Source organism: Spirosoma humi, from assembly GCF_054776575.1.
This window is the reverse complement of the sequence record NZ_BAAHBR010000003.1, coordinates 215,728-234,784: the sequence shown is the minus strand read 5'-3', so window position 1 is coordinate 234,784 and position 19,057 is coordinate 215,728. Positions and strand designations below refer to the sequence as shown.

The following is a 19,057-nucleotide window of genomic DNA, read 5'->3' as shown; positions in this document are numbered from 1 at the left end:
CAATAGGAGGAATCTTACTATCTCCTGGTGGGCAAGTGGAAGATTTCTCCTATCGTCGGAATGATAAAAAATGGTCAATACTTTATTTTTTGGTTTGTTTCAAAATCAAATAAGGTCAATAAGCGAAGGGTGTAAAATGCCTGCCAGTAATCGCGCAGAGCCAGAATGGCATCCCGGCGGGCGCGGTCTTTTTCCTGCGTAGCAATGCCTAAATCCGTCACACTGAGGTCGCTCAACTTAAACCGATCCTGCGCAATCTGATAGCGATTCTGACCGATCTGATCGGCTTTGGCGGTAAGGGTCACCTGTTGTTTTAACATCTGGAGTAAGGTCACCTGCGTAAAGATCTCCTGCTCAAACGTTAGCTTATCCTGCTCTACCGTTTGCTGCGCCAACTCCCGGTTTGCCTTGGCGGTTTCAACAATTGCCCGCGCCCGCCCCCAGGTCATGATGGGTAATGTAAATTGAAGGGTGACGTATTCGCGGTTCTGCGGACGAACGTAGACATCGACCAGATTGGGCCCCTGGTTGGATAGCCCATAGCCCGCCGTCAGGGTAGCGTTCAGGCCGTTGTTTTTACGGGCTTTTTCCAGGTCCCGCTCGGCCTCCAGCATTCGTCGCCGGAAGCCAATAGACCCCGCCCGGTTGGCAACAGCCTCATCGAACGCTCGTTTCACATCCACGATCAGGTCAGGAATCTGATTCGGAATGGCCAAATCCAGCGGGCGTAGCTGACCCGTGCTCTCCTCCCGGTAACCCACAAACGTTTTCAATTTCAACGACGCTACTGCCGCCGTTTGCCGGGCGGATGCCAGGTCTTTTTCGGCATTCAACACACTCAACTGCAACTGCAGAAGGTCATTCTGCGAAATCTTACCCATATCGAGTCGATGCAGCGCAATTCGGTATAGGGTATCGTTGTTGGTGCGGTTGGTTTCGGCAATTTGCAGATTCACCTGAGCTACCAGCAGATCGAAATACAAGTTGGATGCCGTTAGTGAAACTTGTTCCAGGGACTCGATCAACTGCTGATTTCCTTCGGCATACAAGAGCGGCTGTATCTTCCGGTCCCAACGCATCTGGTTAAATTGAAAGAGCGGCTGCGTTATCCCGATCCCGAAAGGTATACCATTGTACAAGGTGTTGTTCTGGATAAAATTGTCGAATCGCTGGAGTTGCTGCTGAATAAAGATAGTCCCGCCCGTCGGCGCAATTGTCTGATTTAGTGACAGGTTCAGGATGGAGTTGTTGTAGGATACCGGCTCAAAGCGGAGGTTACCATCAGGCTGAGTCACCTGCACATACGACCGGGTGAAGTTGGGAAGCGACCCATCCAGGCTTAGCTGCGGCTTAAACTGCGCCAGAAAAGACCGGAACTGCCAATGATTGGTTCGTTGCTGGGTATTGGCTCGTTTGGCTGCCACCGACTGGGCCTGCGCCAACTGGACGACCTCAGTCAATGTAGTCGTCTGGGGTTGAGCACAAAGACGTTGACTAACGAACAGGCTAGTAATGATCAAAAAATAAATGGGTCTACGTACCAGTGATTGCTTTCCCGTGGCTTTTGAGGACACAAGCCACGGACATGAGTGAAGTAGATGATCGTGAGTCATGGCGGTCTGGAGTTATCGTTTCGGTTCAATGGTGATTTCTTCCAGATGCTCATACTCACTCAGATCGGTCAGAATAACCTGTTCGCCCGCCTGAAGGCCCGATTTCACTTCCACAAAATCAAAGTTTGACAGCCCAAGGGCGACTTCCCGACGATGTGCGACGTTGCTCCCTTTGAGTAATACATATATAAACTGCTTCCGTTTGCCTTTAAAAGCCGGTCCGTTCGCCACGCGCACCGCTTTCGCCACGCGATCGGTGACAACGAACACTTCTACTTTCATATTTGGCCGTAGCGACGCGTGGTGGTTGTTGTCCAATTGAATGACAAACTGAACAATACCATTTTTCACGACCGGTTTCACCTGCGTAATGAGTCCGCGCAGGTTCGTCTCGTTGACTTTGACGATCACGGGCAAGCCCACTTTCACCTGATCGGCATAGACATCAGAGCACGACCCTTCTACTCGAAAACTGGCCAGATCGGCCAACTTAGCCAGCATTTCCCCTTCATTGACGGCTGAACCGATGTTTTCATTCACCCAGGTCAGCACGCCCGGCCGGTCGGCAACAATATCGGCCTGTTTCAATTTATGTGTCAACTCTTTCAGGTTCTTCTCCTCGATCTGGGCTTGCAGCGTCGTTTCGCGCAGGCTGGCTCCCATCGATTGCCGATTGTAGGCCAGATCGTTTTCCAACTGCTTCTTCTCCAGTTCAGCGACACGCAGGGTGTTTTCGGCCCGGGTAACATCTTCGCCCGTGTTCCCTCCTACTTTCTGCAAGCGTCGGGAGCCTTCCAGATCGGCTCGCAGCCGGTTGATATTGAGCAGTTTGATCTGATCGTTCACTTCGGCATCATACAGGCTTTTATTTAGCTTCATCCGTAGCTGATCGATGCTGTTCCGTTTCAGGGAAAGCTGATCGTTTAGTTTTTCCAGTTCGATTTCGGTCAACGATTTGTCGAGATCCAGAATAGGCTGACCGGGTTTCACGGCCGTTCCGGGCGTTAGTAACACCCGCCGGATACTAGCACGAATTGGGCTGGTGTAGATTTGTTCGTAAGCCGGAATCACTTCACCGGTGGCGTTGAGCGAATTTTCTACAGGGCCAATCTCAGCCGTTGCGACGCGAATTTTGTCGGCCTCAATGGATGTCTTCACCGCATCACGCAACCAGGTGATGGCAATCGCGAGTACAACGATAACCACCACTCCGATTAGCAGGCTTCGGTTGCGACTACGATTGGTTATCTCCGGGGCAAGTTCTTTATCCATCATGTTCTGTGCAATCTTAGCGATAGATAGCCAAACAACATGCCAACCGATAAAGCACTATCTGTCAATGGATTACCAAGTACAATAAGAAATAATATGTGCGTTTTCGCACAGACTTTCACGATTCCGCACTACCGTGACGTCGGTTATAAGTAACCGGCGGGCGAGGTTTCTCAAAACCTCTCTTGGCAGATGTAAGCATCTTCCAGCACGGAAAGCAAAAAGAATTAGTCTTTATTTAAATTTGTCTACCAGTCCGCGCAGGCGCTTCCGAAAGCTTTTCGTACCTTTTTAGCCTTTAGCCGATTTAGTGAAGCAACCCACGTAAAATGATGAAATTACTTTTTACAGTCCTCTTTCAATCACTCATTTTCTTCTCCTACGCCCAACAAAACCTTGTCCCTTACGTCCACCCGCTCATTGGCACCGAAAAAATGGGGCATACGTATCCGGGCGCTACGGTGCCCTTTGGGTCAGTCCAGTTGAGCCCCGATACGGATACGCTATCGTACGAGCTTAATGGCAAATACAATGGCGATGTCTATAAATACTGTGCGGGCTATAAATACGAAGACAAAACAATTGTTGGGTTTAGCCATACACATTTCAGTGGTACGGGCCATTCCGACCTGGGTGATTTCCTAATTATGCCAACGCAGGGGGCGTTGCAACTTAATCCGGGGGTATCGTCAAACCCCAAAACGGGGTATCGGTCCGCTTTTTCGCACGCCAATGAAGTAGCCGAAGCAGGTTACTACAAAGTCAAACTCGACGATGATGGAATTCTGGCCGAAATGACCGCATCTAACCGGGTGGGCTTTCACCAGTATACCTTCCCGAAATCGGATCAATCGCACCTCATTCTGGATTTGGCTCATGGTATTTATAACTACGACGACAAAGTTGTCTGGACCTTCGTTCGGGTCGTTAACGATACGCTGATCACGGGATTCCGGCAAACCAATGGCTGGGCTCGCACCCGAACGGTGTATTTTGCCCTGTCGTTTTCCAAACCGTTTAAATCGTACGGCCAGAAAAACCTGGATAAATCCCAGGTTTACAAGGGTTTCTGGCGAAAGTTCGATCAAACCAAAAACTTCCCGGAGATAGCGGGCAAGCGTATCCGGATGTATTTTGACTTCGATACGGAAGCGGGCGAAAAAGTGCAATTGAAAATGGCTCTGTCGCCGGTTAGCCAGGAGAATGCGCTGGCCAATATGCAGGCTGAAGTACCCCATTGGGATTTTGACCAGACCAAAGCGAAAGCGCAGGCCGACTGGAACCGGGAATTAAACAAAATCCAGATCGATGCCTCCGAAACCAACAAGGTCAATTTCTACACGGCTCTGTATCATTCCTTTATCAATCCAACGACGTATATGGATGTCAATGGCCAGTATAAAGGGCTGGACCAGGGTATTCATTCGGCAACAGGATTTACAAATTATACGACGTTTTCCCTTTGGGATACGTACCGGGCGCTGCACCCGTTTTTCAACCTGATTCAGCCCAGCCGGAACAATGATATGGTGCAATCCATGCTGAATCATTACGACCAGAGTACGCTGAAGATGCTGCCGGTGTGGTCGCACTACGCCAATGAAAACTGGTGCATGAGTGGCTACCATAGTGTGTCGGTGCTGGCCGATGCGGTCATCAAAGGCGTGTTCAAAGGCGATGCTCAGAAAGCCCTGGATGCCTGTATTGCCACCTCGAACCATCGCCCTTATGAAGGGATTGGGGAGTATATCGACAAAGGGTATGTCCCTGCGGCCAGCAACGGCACGTCGGTGTCGAACACGCTGGAATACGCCTACGATGATTGGTGCATTGCTCAGTTGGCGAAGAAGCTGAATCGATCCGACATTTACGAAACCTACTTAAAACGGTCTCAGAACTGGCAGAATGTTTTCGATAAATCCATTGGCTTTATGCGGCCCCGATTGGCAGACGGTTCGTTCAAGAAACAATTCGACGTTTACAAAACCGATGGGCAGGGCTTTATTGAAGGCAACTCCTGGAATTTCAGCTTTTTCGTTCCTCAGAATCCGGCGGGGTTGATTCAGTACATGGGTGGACCAAAGGCATTTCGGGCCCGGCTCGATACGCTTTTTTCGATGCACTTACCCGATGAGTTTTTTGCCGAAACCGAAGACATCACCCGCGAAGGAATCATTGGCGGCTATATTCACGGCAATGAACCGGCGCACCACATTGCCTACCTTTACAACTGGACCGACCAGCCCTGGAAAACACAGGAGCGCGTCCGCATGATTCTCAACATGCAGTACAAACCTACTCCCGACGGATTGGGAGGCAACGATGATTGCGGTCAGATGAGCGCCTGGTACATGTTCTCGTCAATGGGTTTTTACCCGGTGGCCCCCGGTTCGGAAGATTACTCGCTGGGAAGTCCCTCGGTGAAAAACGCCCGGCTTACCCTTGAGAATGGAAAAACGTTTACCATCGAAGCCATCAACCAGAGCGACAAGAATGTGTATGTGCAGAAAATAATGCTGAACGGCAAGCTGCTGACCCAGCCCATCGTTACCCATTCGGATATTCTCAAAGGTGGCACGCTGACCTTTTACATGAGTGCCAAACCAGCGAAGAAATGAGCAGTCAAAAACCTTTAACAAGTCCATTAACGTACTTCTATTTCAGATCCTTACAAGCCAGGAACCTGCTTTATGATCCCTTTGGGCCGGTAGCGAATTCGTTTGCCAAACACCAGTTTAATATAGTCCGTATCGGTGTTGATCAGGCCATTGAAAAAGGTTCGATTTACTTTTGTTGTTGATGCATAGATACCGCCGTAGTAACTAGCCGAACTATAGCCTACGGTTACCGATGCAATCCCCTGCCAGCCTGCCTGCAGTTGATTTTCGGACTCGTTGGACACGGTCTTCGTCTGTTGCCATAATACCGTTAAGCCCGGCCGTACGGTAAAACTGGCAAAGTAACGTTTGTGCAGAATAATCGTCTGCGTATACCCTACGTCGAGGCCCAGCGACACCGACTGGAGACTCAACAAACGGGATTCCGGGCGAAAATCAGCCTGTAATACTGAAGGAACCAGAGACGAATCGGCCCGGATGTACTGGTAGGCAAACGACCCGCCGATATTCCACGACCGGGCACCCCTGCGCTGCTCTTCCCGCTGAAGCAGGGTAGCCGGAATCGACAGCTGTAAGGGATTGAATTGGTACAACAGCCGACTCGTTACCGTCTGACTGCGTATATCATTCCGGTAGGGATAAGCCGACGAATGATCGAACCAGTCCGCTCGCAGCACATCGGGATTGCTCAGATAAAAGCCCCGATAAAATTGATATTGCGTTGAAAACCAGAGACGACGGTTATTCAAATTGATGGTAACCCCAAACGGTTTCGTTTTCCCGCGCCGTTCGGGGGTGTACCCGAAGAAGGGCAGCTTAATGGTTAGTTCGGTCCCAATCCATTTGTAGTTAACCCCAAGTCCCAGCGCCCAGGGCAGATTCGGTTTATAGTTCAGTGAGTAGGCTTTACCCACAACCTGCATACTGTATTCCTGGTGATCACTAACCGCGTACAGATGCAACTGCCGGTAATAGGTTGTGATGTAAGCCCGGTCAACGCGGGGAATTTTGGTTCTCAACAGCGTATCCAGCGGGATGCCGAGAAACCCGAAGCCCTGGCCGTTACTAATGATCGGAAACAGTACTAGCAACACACAGCGAATCAACGTGTTTGTCCGTACCTCTCTCACGCCCAGACCAGTAAATTTCCTCATCACGATACCAATATAACACCTGCATTTTTCTACACCACCAAAACCGCCCGGTCCACCACCCGTCGTTCCCACCGGTCAACACTTGGCCGGAACTCCGTACCGGACACACGCCCTCTTCGACGATAGGCGTATCGGGAAGGTTGGCGAGTTTTGTCCGGCGCAATGGACGTTCGAGAAAAAACAGAGCAGCGCTACTTACCAGAGAAAACGCTCTATTGAATTCATCTCCGCGAAAAAGAGAATGCGCTGGTCGCCAAACCCGACGTATAATCAACCGGTGGCGCTCCAGAAGGTTAGTCAACGGCTGATTACTTCCTGTACTTCCAGCCGGTAGCCGACCCCGTGTACAGCCGCGATTTTGAGGGTAGAGTCACTTTGTAATAGCTTCCGCAATCGGGATACGAACACGTCCACGCTTCTGCCCACGATGACGCCCTCGTCTTCCCAAACTAGTTTCAAAATCAGATCGCGTTCTAATACCTGGTTGGGATGGCTCACCAGCAGGCGCAGCAGCTTGGTTTCGCGATAGGTCAAGTTGTGCTGACGGGTTTCTGTAGTAAGCGTCTGATTATTGACATCGAGACTGGACCGACCGAACCGGAGTAACGATGGGGTCGCCGTTGGCAAGGCCGTGTGTTGCGTCAGTTCACTTGTTCGCTCTTTTCGGCGCCATCCCACGACGAGTAAACTCACGATCAGGCCGAGTCCGCCAATGGAGAGAGCTGGCCAGAATGGGAACGCCTGAGCGGTCTCGGCAGGTGCGTCGAAGGTGACCTGCACCAGGTAGCAGCCGGGCTTGATGGAGCGGCCCGCGCAGGGTACAGGTTCGGCGGCCAGTACATCCTTAACGGAATACCCTAGCTGTAATTCCCCTCTGGCACAATCCAGGACGGCTACGGTATACTCCGCCGTAATTTTATGGAGCCGGAAGGATTCCTGAAGAAGACCCGGCAGCCTGTCATAGTCGAAGGCATGGTTCAGCCGGATGCGAAAGGTTTGCGCATCACGCTGCTGTACGGCTGGAATCCGAGACGTCGAATCGCCAGCCGCACGCAACAGGTGGTGGGCCGTTCGTCGGAGGGCCAGGTTGACTTTTTCGGGCGTATATGGCTTGTTGGATAAGGGTGTCGATCCGACAAACTGAACAAATAACAGGCTTATCAACAAAAGAAACCCGCTGACGATCAGCAGACGACTACCCGTTGATAAGCCTGAATATACCCGCATACACAACAACCGATTTTAAGAATAACACAGTGAAAGAAAGGTAATTGATTTTTGGTTTATTACCTGTCTAACCCGATCATTTATCTGACGTCGACTCGATTGGTCGGCCCTTTATTTTACCAGCATTTCATTAGTAGGCAGTGCGTAACGCTTATCCATAGTCAACAACACACTATTGTCGCCTTTTTTGCAATTGGCTAGTACCCGTTGCACTGGAACCTGGAACAAGGGTTTATCAGCATACATATACAGCGTATTCGTCGCTTTATCGCGGATGTCCACAGTAAAAGGAATTTTGTTCAGGGGGTTGCATTTCGTCGACGTCAACGCTACCGTCTTTACGGTCAACCCACCTTTAGCCGTAGGAGACAGGCAGCATTGACCCGTTGGCTGGAAAAAATTGACAATCATTCTACTACCGAGAAAAGCGGCCGAGCAATTTGAGAACGATTGTTGCTGGGCGAAGCCTATCGTGCCAAGGCTACAAAGAGTGACAATCAGGCTTTTTTTGATTACTTGTTTCATGGCGTTTGCTTTTGTGTTTAGTGAAGAAGCAAACCTACCGGTCAGCAAAGACCATTCTATTAAATGCCTGTAAAACAATGTAAAGAAAATGTAAAAGTACATCACAGCTCAACTTGCGCTCCTCCACGCCATGCTTTTTTGTGCCTGCGGCACCGCTTCGTACTCGTTTTTTTACTCGCTGCGTAAGCTCTTCACCGGGTTTAGTAAAGCCGCTTTTATCGCCTGGTAGCTGACGGTTGCCAGGGCGATGGCGAGGGCTAAAATACCAGAAACAACAAACACCCACCATTCTACTTCGATGTGGTACGCGAACTCCTGCAGCCATTGATTGGTCGCCCACCAGGCTAACGGAAAGGCAATGCCATTGGCGATCAGGACCAGTCGCAAGAAATCCTTCGATAATAAAGTGGCGAGATTCAATACACTGGCGCCTAACACTTTCCGCACTCCTACCTCCTTGACCCGTTGCTCGGCAGCATAGGTCGCCAACCCGAAAAGTCCCAGACAGGCGATGAAGATGGTTGCCAGCGCAACCCAGATCAGCAGGGTTTGCCGACGCTGGTCTTCGGCGTAGAAACGAGCCAGTTGCTCATCTAGAAAATGATACTCCAGCAAATGCGCCGGGTCGATTTTGGTCAGAACGTCGCTCATCTTAGCCAATGTTGCCGGGATGTCCTTGCCTTCGACTCTGGCGGTGAAATAATCAATATTATGGACCGGATTCTTTTGGTACGCCAGGACCATGGGCGCAATTTTTTCGCGCAGCGATTGAAAATGAAAATCTTTCACGATGCCGATAACCCTCGCCCTGAACGGCTGGTTAGCCTCGTTGAGGGGATTGTAGCTTCCACCCATCGCTCGGGAAGGTATTTCGACTTGCTGCGACGAGGCTTCGGTGATACCGAGTAGTTTAGCGGCTGTTTCGTTGAGAATGACGGACGTCGAATCGCTCATGCCCCCGAAATTCCGGCCATTCATCAACTGCACCTCAAAGGTCTTGGTGAAGTTTTCGTCGGCACCAATCAGGTAGGCGACTTTAGGTTCGTCACTCGTACCCTGGGGCCTTATTTTGACGGTCGGAATCGTCTTCCATTCGCCCGGAACCCGAGAGGTAACCGACACCCGTTTTACCGTAGGAATCCGGGCGAACTCGGCTTTAATCGTTTCGGCGCTACTTCGTACTTTACCACTATTGATATCGACGACCAGCAACAAGTCTTTATTGAATCCCAGATTTTTGGTATTCGCGAACCGGACTTGCTGGAAAAGCACGATCGTGGCAATCATCATTACAATTGAAATCGTAAACTGGAAAACGACCAAGCCTTTCCGTAACGAAAAATCGCCTTTGCTTTGGATCTTCAGATTCTTCAGTAAGAGAAGGGGACTGAACCTGGACAACAAAAAAGCCGGATAACTGCCTGACAGCAAACCTGTCGCGATAAGAGCCAGGAGGGTGAACAGCCAGATTCTATAGTCGGTGTGAATACCCATCGACAGTTCCTTATGGGTGAATTCACTGAAGGTCGGCAGTAGTACATTGACCAGCACAAAAGCCAGACAAAAAGAGATAGTCGTTACGACGAACGATTCGGTCAGAAATTGATAGATAAGGTGACTCTGAAACGCGCCACTGGCTTTGCGAACCCCAATTTCCTTCGACCGGTTGGAGGCCCGGGCCGTAGCCAGGTTCATGTAATTGATGCAGGCAATAAGCAAAACAAACAGCGCGACGATCGCAAAGATCTTGATATAGAGCAAGACGCCCTGGCTCATCGCTTCTACATTGCCATTTCGTGCACCATCCACAATTGCCTCGGAATACAAGTGAATGTCGGTCAGGGGTTGTAAGGTGTAGCGAATGGATGTGCCTGGTTCCAATCTGGCATTGGCATACAGTAAATCGGTGATTTTCTTCGCGGCAACGTCTGGATCGGCCTTCTCTTTCAGAAGAAAAAACGACATGGAATTTTGCGCATTCCAGTCCGATATCCATTCGGTAAAGTCGTCGCTGTTGCTGAGGGTTGCCTCCGAAACAACCAGGTTGAAATCGAGACTTGAATTACGGGGATGATTTTTAAGAACAGCCGTTATCTTCAGCGGTTTATCAAGCTCAAAATCAACGGTTTTACCGACAACCTGGGTCGTATGGAAAAGCCGTTGGGCTAGCTCTTCGACGATGACAATGGAGTTAGGCTCGTTCAGTGCCGACTTAGGGTCGCCTTCCAGGGTCTCAAAGTCGAATAGTGTCAACAAGTCCGGTGAGCCAAAGGTAATCGTCTCCTGAAACGAGTTTTTGTTTTCCGGGTTTGATAAATTGGCTCTTCCAATCCGGATAATTCGGGCCGAATTTTCAATTTCGCCGATACGTTTCGTCGACTCTTCGGCCACTTTGTAGCTCGATGCTGCGATGGTTAGCTCCTCCGTCGGCGTTTTTTTATGCTGAATGGCCCGGTAAATACGGTTTGCCTGGCGGTGCTGCTGATCGAAGGTTAATTCATCAAACAGGTACAGCCCGATCAGCAAAAAACAAGTGATGCCGAACGTCAGACCTGCCACATTGAGGGTAGTGTAAAGTTTATTCCGACTCAGGGTGCGGAAGGCAATTGTCAAATAATTTCGTAGCATGGCGGTGTTGGCTGGTTTGGGATACTCCCGGTACGTCGGATCGGTTGATTTACGCTTAATAAATGAGGGCCTGACATAAGCCAGCACCTCGCGCCAGTAGGTAAGGCGGGCCCGGCGCTCACCCAGACGCTGCACCCGCAGGGCGTAGCGCTCGTGGAGGTCGCCCAGCACCTCTTCCCGCAGGTGGGGAGCCACAAACCAGCCCAGCAGGGTGTTCAGCCAGGGGGGCGGTCCCGTTCGGTTTCGGGATGGAGGATTGTCGTTCATAGAGCGAATGACCTATTCAATCTTCAAACTCTTCACCGGGTCCAGTAAAGCCGCTTTGATGCTTTGAAAACTAACCGTAAGCAACGTAACAGCCATAGCCCCCAGACCCGTCAGGCCAAAAATCCACCAGGACAGCTCCGTGCGGTACTCGTACTTCTGCAACCAGTTTGACAGAAAGTAGTAGGCTAGTGGGGTAGCGATAAAGAAGGCAATGCCCACCAGGTAGACAAACTCTTTGGACAGTAACCCCCAGACATTGAGTACGGATGCTCCGAGTACTTTGCGAACACCGATCTCCTTCGTGCGTCGTTCAGCCATAAACGAGGCCAACCCAAATAAACCCAGACAGGAAATAAAAATGGCCAGACCAGCGAAAATACCAGCCAGTTTACCAATCAGCGTCTCCAGCTTGAACTTAGCCGCGTATTTCACATCGGCGAACTGATAATTATAGGCATACGACGGGTTGTATTTAGTAAACAACGTCGTCATTTGAGTAAGGGCATCCTGCGTGGCCAGCCGGGGGGAAATCCGATATAAAAGCACGTTGAGCGGTCCAGGCGTACAAACGAACATCGTTGGATCTGCTTTGGTAAAAGGTGACTGCATCAAAGCGTCTTTTGCTACCCCGACGATTTTTAACGGCTTACCCTGCCAGGTGATGATCTGATCGATGGGGTTCTGCAATCGAATCCGTTTGATGGCCGCTTCATTGAAGATAACGCTGGTTGTATCGTTTTCACCGCTGAAATCCCGACCCTGTGTCAAGGTCATACCTACCGTTTTAAAGTAGTCGTTGGCGACCCGTATGATGCCCATTTCCACCGTTTCACCCGCATTTTTACCGGGCCATTTGTCTAAATCAGAATGCCACCAGATGTCTGTAGCCGGGCTCGATGACTGCGACACGTGTTCAGCCACCCCGTTTTTGACTAACTCGTCTTTCAGAATGGTAAAATTCTGCCCTAACTCACTATTCATATTGGTCATTAGCAACCGGTTAACATTATATCCGGTCGGCCTACTCTTCGCGTGTTGAATTTGTTTAAAAACGATGATGGCACTCAGGATCAGGGCAATGGAGCAACTAAACTGCGCGACAACCAATGCTTTGCGTGGCCAGGAAGCCGATTTCCCTACCTGCATCGTGCCTTTCAGAACCTTTACGGGTTGAAAGGACGACAAATAGAAGGCAGGTAAACTACCGGCCAGCAGAGAGGTGATCAACAGGCAGCCTACCGTAGCCAACCAGAACCCAGCATTTGCGTATGGGATGGCTACCTGGCTGTCGATCAGCGCGTTGAACGCGGGTAACAGCAGTTGAACAAAGAGCAGTGAGCATACGAAAGCCACCAGCGTAAACAGAAATGATTCGGTCAGAAATTGGCTGATGAGCTGTTGCCGTTGTGAACCGACCGCCTTTCGGATGCCCACTTCTTTAGCTCGCTTGGTAGAACGCGCGGTAGTCAGATTAACAAAGTTGATGCAGGCAATTAGGACTACTAAAATGCCAATGATGCTGAACATCCTGACATACTCAATGAATCCACCCGTTTCTTTCCCGTTCTGATACGTTGAGTACAGATGCCAGTTTTGCAGCGGTTGCAGAATCACCACCGAATTCATAGCGTTGAGGCTATTTTTCTCGGTATGTTCGATCAGCGCGATTTTCCCAGCCACCTGGGCATAGGATACGCTGGGTTTAAGCTTAACAAAGATTTGAAACGAGTTATCGCCGAAGCCACCGCTACGGGCCATGCGCACACCGTTCACGGCTGCTTCATAATAGCTGAATGGGACAAGGTAATTGAATTTCAGCGACGAGTTGGTCGGTAGATCTTTCAGAATGCCCGTTACTTTCAAGTCGTTCTGGTTGTCGAACCGAACGATCTTACCCATTGCCTCTTCACGGCCAAAGAGCGCTTGTGCAGTCGACTCAGTCAGTACGATAGAATAGGGATCTTTCAGCGCCACACTGGCCTCTCCTTTTATCAGGGGGTATTGAAACATACGCAGGAAGTCGCCCCCGATTTGGGCACCATCCATGTACATCTTTTTGTCGCCCACCTTGAGTCCATGCGATCCAAAAAAATCGCTTTCGGCGACGTATTCAACCTCAGGTATCTGGTTGCGCAGGGCATCGGCTAACTTAAGCGATGTCGACGTGAAGGTAAGTGTGTCGCCATTGCTGTTAAAATTTCGTCTTACCTGATACAACTGCTGATAGTTTGGAAGAAACGTATCGTACGAATACTCATGGTGTACCCACAGGCCAATAAGCATGGCAACGGCCATTCCAACCGACAGACCCGCGATGTTGATAAATGAATATCCCTTTTGCTTGATCAGGTTTCGCCAAGCGATTTTTAAATAATTCCGTAGCATGTCTGTATTTGTTGGATTAGGATACGCTGAAGGTTTACGTTTAATGAATGAGGGCCTGACATAAGCCAGCACCTCGCGCCAGTAGGTAAGGCGGGCCCGGCGCTCACCCAGGCGCTGCACCCGCAGGGCGTAGCGCTCGTGGAGGTCGCCCAGCACCTCTTCCCGCAGGTGGGGAGCCACAAACCAGCCCAGCAGGGTATTCAGCCAGGGGGGCGGTGGTGTATTCTGTTGGTTAGGTTCCATACCTATTGAAGGTTAGCTCCACTTAAGTATGGTTTGCGGGACGATGCGATCCCACAGTCGATTCCGAACGGCGCGAACCTCGCTCAGCACCCGCCCACCCAGGGGCGTAACAGTGAACAGGCGTTTTCGTCGCCCTCCCCGCTCGGCCGTCGCTTCGCCCAGTAGCGAGGTCAGGTACCCTTTCTGTTCCAGTCGTTGCAGAGCCGCGTGAACCGCTCCCGTGCTGACCGTATTACCCGTTTCCTGCTCCAGCTCTTCCGCAATCACCACTGAATACGCCGTAGGCGAAAGGGCAGCCACCGCCAGCAAAACCACCTCTTCAAACTCGCCTAAATCACTCCGACGCATGGAATTCGTTATTGAGAGTATATGCTCTGTTTTATTTCCTCTATTTCTGTATGTCAAATGCCTTGCCAAATTGCAAAAAAGGCCACTCCGTTGAGAAGTGGCCTTTTTTAGAAGAATCAGAACCTCATGTATCGTCCAGAAACGGACAGTATCCGTACGTTTCTGGACACATGGAATAAGCTATTTTGCTTTATTCCAAGGTGCACGCCACCAACTCTACTCGTGGTTCCGACCGTTGGCAGGTACAACCTGGACGGCTTGTTTCGGAGAATCGTCAGAATTTCCATCCTTTTTGGCATTCTCCTTCAACTTTTCGAGTCCTTTTTTGCCATAAGCGAGTTTCGAGATGGCAACATACAAAACGGGTACGACGAAAATAGCCAGCGACGTGGCAGCCAGCATGCCGCCCAGCACCGTTCGGCCAATAGTAGCCCGGGCCACACCACCCGCTCCGGTTGCCAACGCCAGGGGAAACACACCCAGGATAAACGCCAGCGACGTCATCAGAATCGGACGCAGACGCAGGCGAACGGCTTCAATGGTCGACTCCAGCAAATCCTCTCCCTTATCGACACGCTCTTTGGCAAACTCCACAATCAGAATGGCATTTTTTGCGGCCAGACCAATCAGCGTGATCAACCCAATTTGGGCGTAGACGTTATTGGTCAGGTATGGAAATATAATCAGCGCCGTAATAGCTCCCAGTGCCCCAATGGGTACGGATAGCAAGACAGAGAAAGGCACTGACCAGCTTTCGTACAGGGCTGCCAGGAACAGGAATACAAAGCCAATCGACAGCATAAAGATGTAAATCGAACTGCTGCCCGCGTTGATCTCTTCGCGGCTCAACCCTCCGAAATCATAGGCGTACCCAGCAGGCAACACTTTAGCGGCCACTTCGCGCAGAGCATCGTTGGCCTGGCTGGTGCTGTAGCCCGGCTTGGCTCCCCCATTCAACTCGACCGAGCGGAACAGGTTAAAGTGGGATATCAGCGGAGCATTTTCAATCACACTGGTTTTGATAACCGTACTGATGGGGACCAACTGCCCCGCTCCGTTGCGAACGTAATACTGGTTAAGCGCCTTAATATCAGCCCGATACATAGTATCTGCCTGGGCTACTACCCGGAATTTGCGTCCGTAAATAATAAAGTCGTTCACGTACTGGCTACCCAACAGCGTCTGCATCGTCGTGTACACCGAGCTGACTGAAATACCCAATTTCTTGCATTTATCCCGGTCAACATCAACCCGATAGGCGGGTGATTTGGCCGTAAAATAAGTGAAGGCGCGGGAAATCTCGGGGCGTTTATTAGCCTCAACCAGGAAGTTCTGGACCACGTTGTCGAACGCCCGAACGTCATCATTGGATTCGCGCTGCTGGATCTCAAAGGTAAAGCCGGAGGATTGACCCAACCCCGGAATGGCCGGTGGTTGCAGCACTTGCGGACGGGCATCGTTCAGACCTGCCAACGCCTTTTGCAGCTTCACCACCAATGAGTCGGCCTGCATGTTCCGCTCTTTCCGCTCCTCCCAGGGTTTCAGCTGCATAAATACCGTACCACTGTTCGACTTGGACGCGAACGTAATGGCGTTCAGACCACCCAGGGCCGCAAAGTGGTTTACGTAGGGTTGCTGTTTTAGAATGCTCATCACTTTGTTGAGCACCTCCAGGCTACGGGTTGTCGAAGCGGCTTCCGGAATCTCATACGTGACGATCAGACGGCCTTCATCTTCCGTCGGAATAAAACCCGTTGGTTTTGCCCGGAATAATAAACCAGTTCCGATGTAGACGACAACTAAGCCGACAATGACCAGCGGAGTTGCCTTGATCAGGCGCTGTACACCATTTGAGTAAGCGTTGGTTACGCGCTCGAACCACTGGTTGAACTTATAGAAAAACTTGTTCAGTCCCGTTGCTTTCTCGTCGATATGCATTGGACGAAGGAGCAGCGTACATAGGGCCGGGGTTAATGAAAGGGCCACGAAAGCCGAGATCAATACCGAAACCGCGATGGTGATAGCGAACTGCTGATAAAGCCGACCAACGATACCCGGAATGAAACCAACCGGCACGAACACCGCGGCCAGAATCAGGGCGATGGCAATTACCGGAGCCGAAATCTCGCGCATGGCTTCGCGGGTAGCTTCTTTGGGCGTCATGCCTTTGTCGATATTAACCTGAACGGCTTCCACCACTACAATGGCATCATCGACGACGATACCGATGGCCAGCACGAACGCAAAGAGCGTCAACGTATTGATGGTGAAGCCGAGCGGCACAAACAGCGCAAACGTACCGATGATGGATACCGGGATGGCCAACAGCGTAATCAGCGTAGCCCGCCAGCTTTGCAAAAACAGGAAAACCACCAGAATAACCAGGACCAGGGCTTCGAGAAGGGTTTCGACCACCTCCCCTATCGACACCTGAATAACCGATACCGACTCAAAGGGCACAACGTATTCAATGTCTTTTGGGAACGTCTTTTTCAGGTTGTCCATGGCGGCATAAACGCCTTTCGCCGTTTCAAGCGCGTTACTGCCCGGCAACTGATACACGAGCAGATAAGACGCCCGCTTTCCGTCGACGAACGAGTTGCTGGCATAGGAGAACTTACCCAACTGCACCCGGGCTACATCGGACAGATACACCAGCGACCCCTTGGCCGGATCGCTGCGAACGATAATCTTCCGAAAGTCCTCTTCCTTACTGAGTCGGCTATTGGTGAAAACGGAATATTCAAAGGCCTGGGATGCTGGCTGAGGAGACGCACCCACCGAACCACCGGCTACCTGCAGGTTTTGTTCCTGCAGAGCAGCCACCACATCGTCGGGCGTCATACCCAACTGGGCCAGCCGGTCTGGCTTGATCCAGATCCGCATACTAAAATCGTCGGCCCGGCTGAAAATATCGCCTACCCCCGGTACCCGCAGCAGGGCATCCCGGATGTAAATATTGGTGTAGTTATCCAGAAACGATACGTTGTGGGTTCCTTTCGGCGAGTACATGGCCACCAGCATGAACAGCGATGGATTCCGTTTACGAACCACGACACCAAGGCGAGTGACCTCCTGCGGTAATTGCGGTTGTGCAATACCGACGCGGTTCTGAACATCGAGGGCGGCAATGTTTACGTCAGTTCCCACTTTGAACGTAACGTTCATGGTCATCCGGCCGTCGTTGGTGGCATTGGTTTGCACATAGTCCATTCCCGGCGTACCGTTCACCTGGGTTTCAATCGGCGTGGCAACGGTCTGCTCCACCGTCTGCGCATCGGCACCGGTATAGGTACCCGTTACCTGCACGACCGGGGGCGTAATGTCCGGATACTGACTGACGGGTAAGCTCAACAGGGCCAGGATACCCATAACAACGATCACAATCGACGTGACGATGGCAGTAACGGGCCGATTTATAAATATTTCTGCGAACATAAGGAGATTAATTTTGACCGGGTCGCCGGTGCGATGATTGACTGATAGACTGAGTGAATTATGAAAGCGTCAGCCTATTCACTCAGTCTATCAGTCAATCATTCTATCATTATTTTGCGGCTGTCTGCCGGTTACTGGAATCACCCTTGGCGCTGCCTTCCTGACCCGTGGAGGTAACGCGCACTTTAGCGCCTTCACGTACTTTCTGGGTTCCTTCCGTGACAACGACTTCCCCTTCATTCAGCCCATTCTTAACGATCACTTTATCATTGATCCGGGCACCCAGCGTCACTTTCTTCTGGGTCACTTTGCTGCTATCCCCAACCACGAAAACGAAGTATTCACTCATTTGCTCGGTTACGGCCTGGTATGGAATCAGCAGCTCAGGCCGACCCGTACTGTTTTTCACCCGAACATTGGCATTGATGCCTACTTTCAATTCTTTGTTTGGATTGGGGAAAGCTATCCGAACGCGCAACGTTCCCGTTTGCGGATCGACCGCGCGGTCAATAATTCGCACCGAGCCAGGGTATTTGTAGGTACTTCCATCCGGCAGCACCAGTTGGAGCGTCGAATCCCTAGCCGAGTTCTTCTGATTCTGCAACCTGACAAAACGCGGTATTTCCGAAGCATCCACCTGAAGGTCAGCTGAAATCGGATTGTCAGAAGAAATCGTGTTGAGGGGCGTCGACCCTGGCGCTACGGCTGCCCCAAGCCGCACCTGCGAGATACCAATGGTGCCGTCAAGCGGGGCATATATGGTGGTATATTTCAAGTTCGTCCCTACCTGCCGAATCGTGGCCTGAGCCGCTTCGACCTGCATCCGGGTAGCTTCCAGCGACGCGTTGGCATTGTCGACCAGTTGTTTGGCAACGGCGTCCTGCTGCGCCAGGGCATTGTAGCGGTCGGCATCTTTCTGAGCCCGATTCAAGTTTGCTTTCTGAACGTTGAGGTTCGCCACCGCCTGATCGTAGCCTGCCCGGTATTGCTGCGGGTCAATAGTATAGAGCTTTTGCCCTTTACGAACCGACTGCCCATCCTGAAAGAAAATACCCGTAATATTACCTGATACCTGCGGTTGAATTTCGACTTCGACCAGCGCCGTCACCGTGGCTGGAAACAGATCGTAATAGGTTGCATTTCCCCGCTCCGCCTTGACGGCAGAAACAGCGGTTGGGGGTGGAGGAGCCTGCTGCTGGTCGTCTTTTTTGCCGCCACAGGCAGCCAGTAACACTCCTCCGGTAAGTAAAATCAGGTGATTGAAAAGCTTCATAACTAGTTTGTTCCGGATCGCCGGCACGAATGACTAAAGGCCGTTTGTTGGTAGAAGCCAGCGGTT

The 19,057-nt window shown here is 51.1% G+C and carries 11 protein-coding genes; 1 reads left to right on the top strand and 10 read right to left on the bottom strand.

Translation table 11 applies throughout. The features are described 5' to 3' along the window. Positions 1–74 precede the first annotated feature (74 nt). Both ACYU8Y_RS04590 and ACYU8Y_RS04585 read right to left on the bottom strand, forming a co-directional pair. Complete coding sequence (locus ACYU8Y_RS04590; RefSeq protein ID WP_460935191.1) at positions 75–1,529, bottom strand: TolC family protein; 1,455 nt, start codon at positions 1,527–1,529, stop codon at positions 75–77. Between the two features lie 96 nt (positions 1,530–1,625). After that, complete coding sequence (locus ACYU8Y_RS04585; protein ID WP_460935189.1) at positions 1,626–2,885, bottom strand: efflux RND transporter periplasmic adaptor subunit; 1,260 nt, start codon at positions 2,883–2,885, stop codon at positions 1,626–1,628. 329 nt (positions 2,886–3,214) lie between these two features. Here ACYU8Y_RS04585 and ACYU8Y_RS04580 point away from each other — a divergent pair, with 329 nt between their 5' ends. Further along, a complete protein-coding gene (locus ACYU8Y_RS04580) occupies positions 3,215–5,503 on the top strand; it encodes a GH92 family glycosyl hydrolase (RefSeq protein ID WP_460934664.1) in 2,289 nt (762 codons plus the stop codon). Between the two features lie 50 nt (positions 5,504–5,553). On the opposite strand, the gene ACYU8Y_RS04575 is transcribed toward ACYU8Y_RS04580, so the two are convergent. The 8 genes from ACYU8Y_RS04575 to ACYU8Y_RS04540 all read right to left on the bottom strand — a co-directional run bounded on the left by ACYU8Y_RS04575 (position 5,554) and on the right by ACYU8Y_RS04540 (position 18,991). Then, positions 5,554–6,657 carry a DUF4421 family protein gene (locus ACYU8Y_RS04575; protein WP_460934662.1) on the bottom strand — a complete coding sequence of 368 codons (1,104 nt, stop codon included), beginning with the start codon at positions 6,655–6,657 and terminating at the stop codon, positions 5,554–5,556. 297 nt (positions 6,658–6,954) lie between these two features. Further along, a complete protein-coding gene (locus tag ACYU8Y_RS04570) occupies positions 6,955–7,884 on the bottom strand; it encodes a winged helix-turn-helix domain-containing protein (RefSeq protein WP_460934660.1) in 930 nt (309 codons plus the stop codon). 111 nt (positions 7,885–7,995) lie between these two features. Then, a complete protein-coding gene (locus ACYU8Y_RS04565; protein ID WP_460934658.1) occupies positions 7,996–8,409 on the bottom strand; it encodes a hypothetical protein in 414 nt (137 codons plus the stop codon). A gap of 171 nt (positions 8,410–8,580) precedes the next feature. Further along, positions 8,581–11,304, bottom strand: a complete 2,724-nt coding sequence (locus ACYU8Y_RS04560) for an ABC transporter permease (protein WP_460934656.1) — start codon at positions 11,302–11,304, stop codon at positions 8,581–8,583. Positions 11,305–11,316: 12 nt separating this feature from the next. Continuing rightward, on the bottom strand, positions 11,317–13,932 hold the full coding sequence (locus ACYU8Y_RS04555; protein WP_460934654.1) for an ABC transporter permease: 2,616 nt from the start codon (positions 13,930–13,932) through the stop codon (positions 11,317–11,319). A 12-nt stretch (positions 13,933–13,944) separates the two neighbouring features. Then, a complete protein-coding gene (locus ACYU8Y_RS04550; RefSeq protein ID WP_460934652.1) occupies positions 13,945–14,280 on the bottom strand; it encodes a PadR family transcriptional regulator in 336 nt (111 codons plus the stop codon). A 216-nt stretch (positions 14,281–14,496) separates the two neighbouring features. After that, positions 14,497–17,718, bottom strand: coding sequence for an efflux RND transporter permease subunit (locus ACYU8Y_RS04545; RefSeq protein WP_460934650.1), 3,222 nt, complete (start codon positions 17,716–17,718; stop codon positions 14,497–14,499). Positions 17,719–17,827: 109 nt separating this feature from the next. Next, positions 17,828–18,991, bottom strand: a complete 1,164-nt coding sequence (locus ACYU8Y_RS04540) for an efflux RND transporter periplasmic adaptor subunit (protein WP_460934648.1) — start codon at positions 18,989–18,991, stop codon at positions 17,828–17,830. Positions 18,992–19,057 lie beyond the last annotated feature (66 nt).

Bases quoted from the DNA above. Each gene is read 5' to 3' on its own strand.
- ACYU8Y_RS04565 (WP_460934658.1), bottom strand. From the start codon at position 8,409: ATGAAACAAGTAATCAAAAAAAGCCTGATTGTCACTCTTTGTAGCCTT.
- ACYU8Y_RS04560 (WP_460934656.1), bottom strand. From the start codon at position 11,304: ATGAACGACAATCCTCCATCCCGAAACCGAACGGGACCGCCCCCCTGG.
- ACYU8Y_RS04570 (WP_460934660.1), bottom strand. From the start codon at position 7,884: ATGCGGGTATATTCAGGCTTATCAACGGGTAGTCGTCTGCTGATCGTC.
- ACYU8Y_RS04555 (WP_460934654.1), bottom strand. From the start codon at position 13,932: ATGGAACCTAACCAACAGAATACACCACCGCCCCCCTGGCTGAATACC.
- ACYU8Y_RS04585 (WP_460935189.1), bottom strand. From the start codon at position 2,885: ATGGATAAAGAACTTGCCCCGGAGATAACCAATCGTAGTCGCAACCGA.
- ACYU8Y_RS04580 (WP_460934664.1), top strand. From the start codon at position 3,215: ATGATGAAATTACTTTTTACAGTCCTCTTTCAATCACTCATTTTCTTC.
- ACYU8Y_RS04545 (WP_460934650.1), bottom strand. From the start codon at position 17,718: ATGTTCGCAGAAATATTTATAAATCGGCCCGTTACTGCCATCGTCACG.
- ACYU8Y_RS04575 (WP_460934662.1), bottom strand. From the start codon at position 6,657: ATGAGGAAATTTACTGGTCTGGGCGTGAGAGAGGTACGGACAAACACG.
- ACYU8Y_RS04540 (WP_460934648.1), bottom strand. From the start codon at position 18,991: ATGAAGCTTTTCAATCACCTGATTTTACTTACCGGAGGAGTGTTACTG.
- ACYU8Y_RS04550 (WP_460934652.1), bottom strand. From the start codon at position 14,280: ATGCGTCGGAGTGATTTAGGCGAGTTTGAAGAGGTGGTTTTGCTGGCG.